General features: G+C 68.0%; 9 protein-coding genes. 6 read left to right on the top strand and 3 right to left on the bottom strand.

The window, feature by feature from the left end; translation table 11 throughout:
- Positions 1-81 precede the first annotated feature (81 nt).
- Positions 82-1,845 (bottom strand): DUF4012 domain-containing protein, encoded by a 1,764-nt coding sequence (locus ACFC14_RS12015; protein WP_376104631.1) that lies wholly within the window; start codon positions 1,843-1,845, stop codon positions 82-84.
- Between the two features lie 121 nt (positions 1,846-1,966).
- On the opposite strand from ACFC14_RS12015, the gene ACFC14_RS12020 reads away from it, so the two are divergent.
- From ACFC14_RS12020 to ACFC14_RS12040, 5 genes are all read left to right on the top strand, one after another.
- Positions 1,967-3,040 (top strand): glycosyltransferase, encoded by a 1,074-nt coding sequence (locus ACFC14_RS12020; RefSeq protein WP_376104634.1) that lies wholly within the window; start codon positions 1,967-1,969, stop codon positions 3,038-3,040.
- A 100-nt stretch (positions 3,041-3,140) separates the two neighbouring features.
- Entirely contained in the window at positions 3,141-5,213 is a 2,073-nt protein-coding gene (locus ACFC14_RS12025) for a cell wall-binding repeat-containing protein (protein ID WP_376104637.1), read from the top strand.
- A gap of 81 nt (positions 5,214-5,294) precedes the next feature.
- On the top strand, positions 5,295-6,233 hold the full coding sequence (locus ACFC14_RS12030; RefSeq protein WP_376104640.1) for an ABC transporter permease: 939 nt from the start codon (positions 5,295-5,297) through the stop codon (positions 6,231-6,233).
- Positions 6,230-6,967 carry an ABC transporter ATP-binding protein gene (locus ACFC14_RS12035; protein ID WP_372467203.1) on the top strand — a complete coding sequence of 246 codons (738 nt, stop codon included), beginning with the start codon at positions 6,230-6,232 and terminating at the stop codon, positions 6,965-6,967. The genes ACFC14_RS12030 and ACFC14_RS12035 overlap by 4 nt, the downstream gene beginning before the upstream one ends.
- Complete coding sequence (locus ACFC14_RS12040) at positions 6,964-8,853, top strand: DUF6541 family protein (protein ID WP_376104644.1); 1,890 nt, start codon at positions 6,964-6,966, stop codon at positions 8,851-8,853. Before ACFC14_RS12035 ends, ACFC14_RS12040 begins: the two co-directional genes overlap by 4 nt.
- Here the strand turns inward: ACFC14_RS12040 and ACFC14_RS12045 are convergent.
- Together ACFC14_RS12045 and ACFC14_RS12050 are read right to left on the bottom strand one after the other, a co-directional pair.
- Positions 8,837-9,190: a DUF2304 domain-containing protein gene (locus tag ACFC14_RS12045; RefSeq protein ID WP_376104647.1), complete on the bottom strand. Its 354-nt coding sequence runs from the start codon at positions 9,188-9,190 to the stop codon at positions 8,837-8,839. The two genes, ACFC14_RS12040 and ACFC14_RS12045, sit on opposite strands and share 17 nt — an antisense overlap.
- 3 nt (positions 9,191-9,193) lie before the next feature.
- The gene (locus ACFC14_RS12050) at positions 9,194-9,892 is read right to left on the bottom strand and encodes a glycosyltransferase family 2 protein (protein ID WP_376104650.1); all 699 of its coding nucleotides are present in this window, start codon (positions 9,890-9,892) and stop codon (positions 9,194-9,196) included.
- Positions 9,893-10,021: 129 nt separating this feature from the next.
- On the opposite strand from ACFC14_RS12050, the gene ACFC14_RS12055 reads away from it, so the two are divergent.
- A complete protein-coding gene (locus ACFC14_RS12055) occupies positions 10,022-11,128 on the top strand; it encodes a glycosyltransferase (RefSeq protein WP_376104652.1) in 1,107 nt (368 codons plus the stop codon).
- Positions 11,129-11,174: the final 46 nt, after the last annotated feature.

Here is an 11,174-nt window from a genome sequence, read left to right on the forward strand (position 1 = left end):
GAGTCATCTTGCCCCCACGGCAAGATTGCAGACTCCAGATATTCCCCAGTGAGTCGACACTACCCTATCGAGCCCAGAATGTCACGACGCGCAGCTGAGTGGTTCTCGCGTGATGTCCGGAGCCTCGATGAGCGGCGTGTGCCGCACCTCGGTGAAACGCGCGCCGGCACCGGTGCCCTCGAACTCGATCGTGATCGTCGTCGATTCGCCGGGCGCGAGGGACACCTCGTGCTGCACCACGGAGCGGTCGCCGAGCATGGCTGTCTGCACGCCCTCTTTCTTGCCGTCCCGGTCGACATGAGCGGGTGTCGCGCCCTCCGGTCCGTAGACCGCGATCAGCGTGCGCACCGTGCCGGCGGGGACGCCGTAGAAGCCGTCGGCCGTGACATAGGCGGGCAGCGACGTGGCGGCGTCCGCCGGGGCCGTGCTCGTCCACGTGATGCGCACCTGCGTGGTCGGGGAGCCCTGGCACGTGCCGATCGAAGTCACGATGGATGCCCGGGTGTAGTAGTCCATCTTCCCGCCGGTGGTGTCATTCATCAGCACGCCGACGTAGGTCGCGTCGTCGCTGTCCGTGGGGATCGTTCCGCCCAGTTCGGAGGCGGCGAGCACGGCCTCCTCCTCCGGATGTGCGCTCCAGATGCGGATCCGACCCTCGTCTGCCGATGTCGCCAGCGCGCCGATGAGAGCCCGGGGATCGCCGCCGGACAGCGCGGCGCTGAAGAGGCCGCCCGCTGCCTGGGCGAAGATCGCGTCCTGCGCGGCGGGGTCGGGGACGGCGGCGTAGATCTGCGACAGCAGGATGTCGGTCACGGTATCCGCTGTGGCCGTGAAGGGGCCGAACGAGAGATCTCCGGTGGCTTTCATGAGGTGCTCCGCGACGACGGCGTCCACGGCGATGACGCCGTCGACGGTGCCGCCGAAGCGACCCGTCCACCGCGCCGCGATGATCTCGCCCGCTTCGGCGAAGTCCGGGATGGCGGTGATGTTCTGGAGGTAGCGTCCGGGGCGGTCCTCGAACAGGGCGATCGTGGAATCGCTGAGCGGCAGAGCGGTGTCCAGAGGCGGGAAGTCCCGAGTCGACGCCTGCCTCTGCAACGTGATCGTGCCATTCTCGGCGTGGAGGAGAGCGATGGACCCGATGATCCCGCCGGAGGATCGCAACTCGGCGTTGTTCTGCATGGCCAGCACGTAATTGCGCGGGCCTTCGCCACCGAGCATCGTCGGCAGCAGCACGGAGGCGCCGTGCAGGGCTCCGACCGCTGTCGCTGCTCCGGTGACCGCGGATCGCAACTCGCCGACGGCATCGGCGAGGGGCGGGAGCGTCGCGTCCGCGTCGATCCGCTTGGCCTGCAGTTCGGCAGCGGAGAGCGCAGTGCTCGCCGTCTCGAGCGGCTCCTGGATCTCGGCGAAGGGGGCGAGGTCGATCGTGCCACCTGTGACGCCCAGGCCCGCCAGATCGAGTCCGCCGGCCACGTCGAGCAATGGGGTGAGCGCGTCCGTCGAGACGTCGTGCGCTATCTCCGCCATCTCGCTCACCGCGCGGAAGTTGGGTCCCAGCCACGGCACGGCGCCGAAGGCCTGCCAGACGATATCGGAGGTGAGGTCGTCCGCAGATGCCGCGTTGCGCGCGATGCTCCCCGAGATCCGCTCCGCCTCGTCGAGATCCCCCGCGGCGATCGAAGCCTTCAGCTGCGTGGCGCCCTTGGCCACCTGCTGAAGATCGTTGACCGCGCCGATCCCGCGGATCGCCACCCAGCCGATCGCGATGAGCAGTATCGCCAGCAGAACGCCGACGGTCCACCCGATCCATCGGCGCCGGACGGGAAGACGACCATCGCTCACCCGAGCATTCAAGCACGAACCGCTGGGGCGGCGGTGGGGAAAACTGTGGGAACGCTGACATTCGCGCGGCGCGGTCGGTGCGCTCCACGGGGGAGCGGTGCGGCGAGGATAGCCTGATCACATGGGTGCTCGGCTGCGTGTTGTTCTGGATCAGCTCGTGCATGTCGTCGACCCCGACCAGGCCTCCGCGGCCGTCGATCTCGCGCGCGGCCTGATCGCCACGGCACCCTCGGGGTGCGCGGTCGACGCCATCGTGCCTGCCGGGGCGGAGGTGCCGATCGCCGGCGTCGGCGAGGTGCGCACTCTCGCGCTCGGGCGTCGCGAGCTGGCCGCCTCCTGGCAGCTGGGTATCGCCCCGGGCGTCGGAGGGGGAATGATCCACTCGCCGACGCTGATGGCCCCGCTCGTGCGTCATGACCGCGTGCACGACAACGACCAGACCACGGTCACGCTGTGGGACCTGCGTGCGTGGGATGCGCCGGAGGAACTGCCCAAGACTGTCGTCGGCTGGCAGCGTGGGATGCTGCGACGTGCGGTGAAGCACGCCGACGCCGTGGTCGTTCCCTCGCATGCGGTCGCCGAGCGATTGTCGGAACTCGCCCGCCTCGGCGATCGGGTCCGCGTGGTAGCGGGCGCTCCGCCGCACGGGTTCGCGGTGCCGTCTGACGCCGCCGAGCGCCGCGCGGCATTGTCGTTGCCCGCGCAGTACGTGGTGTTGGCGGGGTGTGCGGCAGATCTGCAGGAGGGTTTCCGCGGCGCCGTCGCAGCGGGAGTCGATGCGGTCGTCGTGGGGGTTGCCGAGGGCGCGGAGCCCCGTTACGCCGAGCTCGCCTCGGCCGCAGGGCTCCCCGAGCGCCGTGCGCACATCAGAGGTGCCCTGGATACCGCGGACCGCGCGGCGGTGCTGGCGGGGGCGTCGGTGTTCGCCGCAACCGGTGGGTCCGCCGGCTGGCCGTGGCGAGCGGTCGAGGCGATGGCTCTCGGAATCCCTGTCGTCGCGGTCGACAGCGGATCGCATCGGGACGTGATCGCCGACGGCGGCATGCTGGTCGCCGCCGATGAGATCGCGGATGCCGTGGCAGAGGCGACGGAAGCGGCGGCGAAGCGGTTGCGCGTCCTGGCTGCGGATCGCTCCCGGGCCTTCTCCTGGGCGAGTTCGGCGGAACGGCTCTGGGGTTTGCACGCCGACCTCTGAGTGCTGGGAGCCACCTGCACATCGGTGCGACACGCCGGGGTGTTGTGGCCAAAAGGGTGCAACAGTGGCATCATCCTGCAACTTCCGTCACACTGGTCACATGTCTCGACGTGCCCCACGCTCGCGAAACACCCTGAGGACCGCCCCACTCCTCACCTGTTTCCTCGCTGTCTCCGCCCTTGTTCTCGGAACGGTCGTTCCCGCCGCCGCTGCTCAGGCGACGGTCGCGTCGCCCGTGGCGACAGCTGCCAGCGCATCCGCCGCCCCCGTCGACACGGGTATCGCGAAGAGCAGCCTCACCGGCTTCACGCCCGGCAACCTCATCAGCGACGCGGTCTTCACCAACAAGAGCACGATGACCGAGGCGCAGATCCAGACGTTCTTCAACGGCAAGGTTGCGCGCTGCCTGGGTGGTCGCGACGAGAACAACGAGCCGATCGTCTGCCTCAAGGACTTCAAGATGACCACGGTCACCCGTCCCGCAGACGCCTATTGCTCCGGATACAAGGGAGCCGCGAACGAGTCGGCCGCACGCATCATCTATCGCGTCGCGCAGGCCTGCAACATCAACCCGCAAGTGCTGATCGTGATGCTCCAGAAGGAGCAGGGACTGATCACCCACACGTGGCCGAGCGCCTGGCGCTATCGGATCGCGCTCGGGCAGGGATGCCCGGACACCGCGCCGTGCGACCCGAACTTCATCGGCTTCTTCCACCAGATCTACGGCGCGGCCCGCCAGATGCAGATCTACATGGAAGGCAAGTGGTTCCAGTGGTATGCGCCGGGGAAGACGTGGAACATCCTCTACAACCCCAAGGCGTCCTGCGGCTCCGCGCCGGTGTACGTCGCGAACAAGGCGACGTCGGCTCTCTACTACTACACGCCGTACCAGCCCAACGCGGCTGCCCTGCGAGCCGGCTACGGCGAGGGTGACGGCTGCTCGGCCTACGGCAACCGCAACTTCTACAACTACTTCACCGACTGGTTCGGCCCGACGCGGACGCTGACCTTCACAGCGGGCAAGCCGCTCGTCAACGGCTACGTGATCCCCGGTCAGACCCTCACGGCGACGGGTGTGTTCACGCCCGCGCCCACCACGACCGTCTACCAGTGGTTCCGCAACGGGACGGCGATCCCCGGTGCCACGGGGCGGTCGTACAACCTGACAGTCGCCGACAGCGGCACGAAGCTCGAGGTCAAGCTGACGGCGAAGCGTGCCGGCTACGTCGATGCGACGGCACAGTCCGCCGCCTACACCGCGACGACGGTGAAGGTCGATCGGATCTCCGGGAACAGCCGAGAGCAGACCGCGGTCGAAGCCTCCCGCGCCGCATGGCCGACCGGGACCAGAACGGTCTTCCTCGCGACGAGCCTCGACTTCCCCGACGCGCTGTCGGCGGTGGCGGCAGCGAGCAAGGCGCAGGCATCGCTCCTGCTGACGACCCCCGGAGCGGTCCCGGCGAACGTCGCGGCGGAGCTCAAGAGGCTGGCGCCGACCCGGGTGGTCCTCGTCGGCGGAGTGGGCGTGATCTCGGACGCCGTGGCGGCGCAGACGAAGGCGGCGGTCCCGGCTGCCAAGATCGAGCGGATCAGCGGCGCCGACCGATACTCGACCTCGCGCGCCATCGTCGAGAGCTCCGGCGCGAGTGCGAACGTGCTCCTGGCGACCGGTGCCGACTTCCCGGATGCCCTCAGCGCGGCTGCCGCCGGTGGCGCAGGACGCATCCCGGTGCTGCTCGTGGACGGACTCGCCAACAGTGCCGATGCCGCGACGATCGCGACGCTCCGCAAGATCGGGGCCACGAACATCACGGTCGTCGGCGGTGCCGGCGTGGTCAAGGATTCCGTGGTCGCCCAGCTGCAAGGCCAGGGGTTCAAGATGAACCGTCTCTCCGGCACGGATCGCTACCTGACCAACATCGCCGTGAACAACGCGTACTTCCCCTCGACGGCACTGCGTGTGCTCGTCGCCACCGGCGACGGGTTCCCGGATGCCCTCACCGGATCGGCGCTCGCGGGCAGGCTCGGGGTTCCGCTCGTGCTGTCCCAGAGCACCTGCATGTTCCCGCAGGCGGCGGAGTTCCTGCGCACCAGGGGAGCGACGACCGTCACTCTGGTCGGAGGGACGGGAGTGCTCTCCGCGGAGGGCATCGGCCAGCTGCGTCGATGCTGAGATCGTCTGCGCGTGGGCAGCGCAGATCCTCAGCATGCCCCGGCTAGTATGAAGGCTGCTCCTTTCCCGGATGGAACACCTGTGACGATCAAACCCGATCCTTACGCCATCATCCCGCGAGCCGACTTCGACATCCCCGGCAAAAGCCATGGGCTCATCGACGTGGTGCGGTGGCGCTATCTGCTGAACCTTCTCGTCCGCACGGGCGTCACGACGCGGTACCGCAACTCGGTGCTCGGATGGACCTGGTCCTACGTGCGACCCGCGGCGCAGTTCCTCGTGTTCTGGGTGGTCCTCGGCATCTTCATGAAGCTCGACCACGGGATCCCGAACTACGCGGTCTACCTGTTCTCGGGGATCGTGGTGATCAACCTGTTCTCGGAGGGATTCAAGAACGCCACCACCTCGATCGTCGGCAACGCCCCGCTGGTGCGCAAGGTGTTCCTTCCTCGCCAGCTGTTCGCCGTCTCGGCCGTCATCGTCGCCTTCGTGCACTTCCTCCCGCAGGTCGGGCTGCTGCTGGTGGTCTGCCTCCTGATGGGATGGATCGCGCACATCTCGGTGCTGAGCATCCTCGCCGTGCTCGCGGGAATGATCATCGTCATGGTGTTCAGCCTCGGCCTCGGGCTCTTCTTCGGCGCCGTCAACGTGCGCTTCCGCGATGCCGAGAACATCGTGGAGCTGATGCTGCTGCTCGCCACGTGGGCGTCGCCCGTGCTGTACGCGTGGACCATGGTGCAAGAGGCGGTCGTCGACCGGCTGCACTGGCCGTCCTGGCTCGTGGAGCTGTACCTGCTCAATCCGATCACGCAGGGCGTGGAGCTCTTCCACTACGCCTTCTGGCGTCCGGCGACCGAGGGCATGGTCTCGGCCGCGGGATACGCGGGTACGGAACTCGTGGCGCTCCCGCCGAACCTGGGCTGGAACACGCTGTGGACGTTCCTCATCGCCGTCGCCACCCTGCTGCTCGGGCAGTTCGTCTTCCGCCGCCTCGAGGGAAAGTTCGCACAGGACCTATGAGTGAACAGACGGCGATCAGGCCGAGCATCATCATCGACGACGTGCGCAAGCGGTTCACGCTCAACCACGCCTTCTCCCTCAAGGACACCGTCGTCGCCTGGATCAAGCGGCAGAAGCTCACCAGTCAGTTCGAAGCGCTGAAAGGGGTGGACCTCGTCATCGGCGAGGGGGAGTCCGTCGCCATCCTCGGGCTCAACGGATCGGGCAAGTCCACTCTTCTCAAGCTGGTGTCCGGAGTCATGGAGCCCGATGAGGGTCAGGTGCTGACCCGCGGTCGGGTCGCCGGTCTCATCGAGGTCGGCGCCGGCTTCCACCCCGAACTCTCCGGGCGCGAGAACGTCTTCCTCAACGCCGCGATCCTCGGGATGAAGCGCCACGAGATCGAGGCGCGCTACGACGAGATCGTGGCGTTCAGCGAGATCGAGCAGTTCATCGACCAGGAGGTCAAGCACTACTCCTCCGGGATGTTCATGCGGCTGGCCTTCTCGGTCGCAATCCACGTCGAGCTCGACGTGCTCCTCGTCGACGAGATCCTCTCCGTCGGCGATGCGCCGTTCCGGGAGAAGTGCCGACTCAAGTTCGAAGAGCTCATCGCCGCGGGCAAGACCCTCGTGGTCGTCAGCCACGACATGGAGATGGTCCGCGAACTCTGCACCCGCGGCATCGTGATCAACAAGGGCGAGGTCGTCTACGACGGTGAGGTCGAGGGCGCCATCGCCCTGGTGGACGCGTGAGCGACTGGATCGGCCAGATCCCTGCGCTGCTCGTCGCGGCCGCCCTTCTGATCGTCCCGGGACTGCCTGTCGCGCTCTGCCTTCGCGGCGTGCAGGGAATCGTGCGTCTCGGAGTGGCGATCGCCGTCTCCCTCGGCGTGATCGCCGCTGCCTCTCTCTTCGCGCCGTTGCTGGGGATGCGTTGGGGACTGATTCCCGTCGCCCTCGTCGCCGTCGTCATCTGGATCGCCGCCGCCGCGCTCCGCTTCTTCGACCGTCGCGCGGTCGACGCCGCACCCCGCGCGGGGAGGGCCGCATGGATCGCGCTGGCCGCGGCCGGTGTCGCGTGGATCGCTATCGTCGCGTTCGGCATCGGTGCCCCCGGCAACCCCACCCAGCTCTACGACGGCCTCTTCCACCTGAACGCCGTGGAGTTCATCGCCGAGACGGGTGACGCCTCCCCGCTGCACATGACGATGGTGGTGCCCGGCGCCGCATCGTCGTTCTATCCCACTCTCTGGCACGCGCTGGTCAGTCTCGTCGTGCCGGCCGCGGGCAGCATCGTCGCGGCGACCAACGTCACCACCGTCGCGGTGATCGCGCTGGTGTGGCCCGTCGCCCTCGCCTGCCTGGCCGCTGTGGCCTTCCCGGGCCGCCCGGCCGCCACCACGTGGGCCCCACTCGTGGGCCTGGGCTTCAGCGTCTTCCCGCTCGGCTTCCTCAACTGGGGCGTCCTCTATCCCAACCTCCTCGGCACCGCGCTGATCCCGATCTTCCTGGCGGTCGTGCTGATCGCCTTCGCGCCGGCGCTGTCATGGCCCGGGAGGACGCTGCGTATCCTCGTCGCGCTCGCCGCTGCGGGTGCCGTCGCCCTTGCGCACCCCTCCGCACTCCTCGGCGCGGTGGTGCTGCTCGTGCCCTACTTCCTCTGGTTGGCATGGCGCATGGCGCGCACGGGTGGAACCACGACCCGGATCGTCGTCGCGCTCGCGGTGCTGCTGGGGGCGGCAGCACTCGCCGCGGTCTGGATCGTCGCCAACGTGACGACACACGAGTGGCTTCCGACCTCCTCGCTGGGGCAGGCTCTCGGCGAGGTCGCATTCCTCAGTCCGGTCGGGAGGTCGACGGGCCTCCTGCTCGGCCCGCTGGCGGCGATCGGCATCTGGCGCGTGGTCAAGGACCGGACGTGGTGGATCCTCGGCTCGTACGCTGTGAGCATCTTCTTCTTCCTGATGGCGACCTGGTTCCCGGTCGAGTGGATCCGCAGTGCATTCGTCGGTGTCTGGTACGACGACACGACCCGCGTCGGCGCCCTCATCGCGATCTGGGGTCTGCCCCTCGCCGCGCTGGGTGCGTCCGTCGTCGTCGAGTGGATCCGTGGCTGGTGGCGCGCAGGGCGCAAGGGCCTCGTCGTCGCGGTCATCGCCGTGGGCGCCGTCGCCGCGGCGACCCACCTCGTCGGGCTTCGTAACGACGTGGGCTACATGCGCAGCGTGAGCTTCCAGTTCAGCGAGGAGTCGCAGGGTCTGTCACCGGACGAGGCGGCGCTGTTCGATGAGCTCGAGGATGAGCTGCCCGACGACGCCGTCGTGATCGGCGACCCGCTGACCGGAGCCGGTCTCTTGTTCGCATTCACCGGGCACGACGTGGTCTTCCCCCATGTGACCGGGCGATACGGCGACGATGCGTCGACCCTCGCTCGGTATCTGGTGGAGGGCGGACCCGCCGTATGCGACGCGATCGAGAGACTCGGCGTCACACACGCCCTCGACTTCGGCGACCGCGTGCTGTTCGAGAACCACTACACGACCTTCGACGGCCTGCACGGCCTCGACGGTGCCTCGATCCTCACGGAGGTGGACCGCGTCGGTGATGCCGTCCTCTACGAGGTCACGGGTTGTGAGTAGGGTGCTTCTCGTTCTCTGACGCCTCGAGCAGGGCGATCTTGCGGGCGAGCAGGGTGAGCTGCCGCTGTAGCGCGACGTTGCGGCGGTACTGCGAGTACACGAACGCCAGGAACATCACGATCAGCGCGTAGAGCACCAGGTCGGTGCCGCGACCGACGCCGACGAGCTGCGCGAGCCAGCTCAACCATTGCGGGAAGAGTACCGAGAGCACCGCGGCGATCACGAACAGTCCCATGAGCAGTCGACGGATCGCCAAGTGACTGTCTGCGCCGGTCCGGCGCATCATGAACACGGCGAGCACCACGATCGCGGAGATCAGGAGAATCTGGATCCACATGGTCTACCTCACCACCAGGTCGACGAGGATGTTGACGGAGTTGAGCACGCTCTGGCCCTTCGCCTTCGAATAGTCCGTGTACAGGAGCTCCACCGGATACTCCTTCCACGAGAGGTGGGTGCGCCCGAGTTCCAGCACGATCTCGGTGGCGTGTGCCATCCGATCCTGACGGAGGTCGATCGCGGCTGCGGCATCGCGACGGATGACGCGGAGGCCGTTGTGGGCGTCGGTGAGCTTGAGGCTCGTGGTGAGGTTGGTGACCCACACGGCCGTCTTGAGGATCACCTTCTTGATCCAGCCCGGATTCGTGCGGTCGTCGAGGAATCGAGATCCGAAGACGATGGCGACATCTTCGTCGCGTGCGAGCTGCAGCATCCCGATCGCATCCTCGATGCGGTGCTGGCCGTCGGCGTCGAAGGTGACGATGTACTCGCACTCGGGGTGCGCCAGCGCGAAGTCGAATCCGGTCTGCAGCGCCGCCCCCTGTCCCAGGTTCACCGGATGCTGCACGAGGATGGCCCCCGCCTTCACGGCCTCCTGCGCGGATCCGTCTCGAGAGCCGTCGTCGACGCAGACGATGTGCGCGAAGAACGGCTTCAGGCTCTCCACCACGCCGCCGATCACGCTCGCCTCGTTGTAGAGGGGGATGACGACCCAGGCGCTGCGGTCGGGGGAGGGAGGCGCGGGGACGCTCGAGGACATGGTTCTATTGTGTCAGGTGTCCGAACGGACCTTCATCAACCGAGCTACAGGGGCAGGATGCCGAGGAGAAGACGAGTCGTCGTCGCGACGCGGCTGTACACGCCGGAAGTCACAGCCGCCAGCTTCCGGATGGACGCACTCGTCCGGGCGCTAGCACCCGACTCCGACGTCGTCGTGCTCACCACGAAGCCGCCCCGCGGGATGACGATCACCGATGCGCCCGGCGCGACCGTTCGGCGTGCCCCGGTCCTTCGTGATCGCACCGGTGCCATCCGCGGTTACGTGCAGTACCTCTCCTTCGACATCCCGTTGTTCTTCCGGCTGCTGTTTCGCCGCGCAGACGTGATCGTCGCGGAGGCACCGCCCACGACCGGTCTCGTCGCCGCGCTCGTCTCGCTGCTCACCGGGCGTGTCCTGGTGTACTACCCCGGCGACGTCTGGACCGACGCCGTCGCGTCCATGGAAGCTCCTCGACCGGTGATCGCGGTCATGCGCGCCGTCGAGAGCTTCGTCCTGCGACGAGCGGCATCTGCCGTCGCCGTGTCGCCGGAGGTCGCGGAGCGACTGGCGGAGATCGGCGGCCATCCCGAGCGCGTGATCAGCGTCGGCAACGGGATCGACACCGACGTCTTCTCTCCCGACGTGCCGGCTCCGTCGGTGGACGTCCCGTATTTCGTCTACACGGGAACCATGTCGGAGTGGCAGCAGCCCGAGGTGTTCATCCGCGCGCTGGCGGAACTCTCCGAGGTCGACGTCCACATCAGGTTCTTCGGGCAGGGGTCCGTGGAGCCCGAACTCAAGGTGCTCGCAGAGAAGATCGCGCCCGGCCGCGTGCATTTCGGCGGTCTCGTCGGACCCGCGGAGTCCGCCTCATGGCTCCGGGGCGCGGTGGCAGCGCTCGTGAGCATCGTCCCCGGCATCGGCTACGACTTCGCGCGACCGACCAAGACGTATGCGGCCGCAGCGGTCGGCACGCCCGTCCTCTTCGCCGGCGCGGAGACCGGCGGAGAGGTCGTGCGTTCGGGAGGACTCGGGGAAGCGGTCGGTTTCGACGCGCATGACGTCGCCTCCGCGATGCGGGGGCTGATCGCCGAGTGGGCGGACGGGAGCACCGAGCGGGCGAGGCCGGCGCGCGTGGCCTGGGCCGTCGACAACGCGTCGTTGCGCACGGTCGGTGCTCGGGCCGCGGAGGTCGTTCGCGGCGCGCGTCGAGGTTCGCGACGCAGCGCCAAGTAGAATCTCGTTCAGTGCTGCCAGTTCTCGGCGGCGTGCTAGGAGCCCC

Origin of the sequence: Microbacterium sp. NPDC055988, assembly GCF_042269505.1 — a bacterium.
GTDB lineage: Bacteria > Actinomycetota > Actinomycetes > Actinomycetales > Microbacteriaceae > Microbacterium.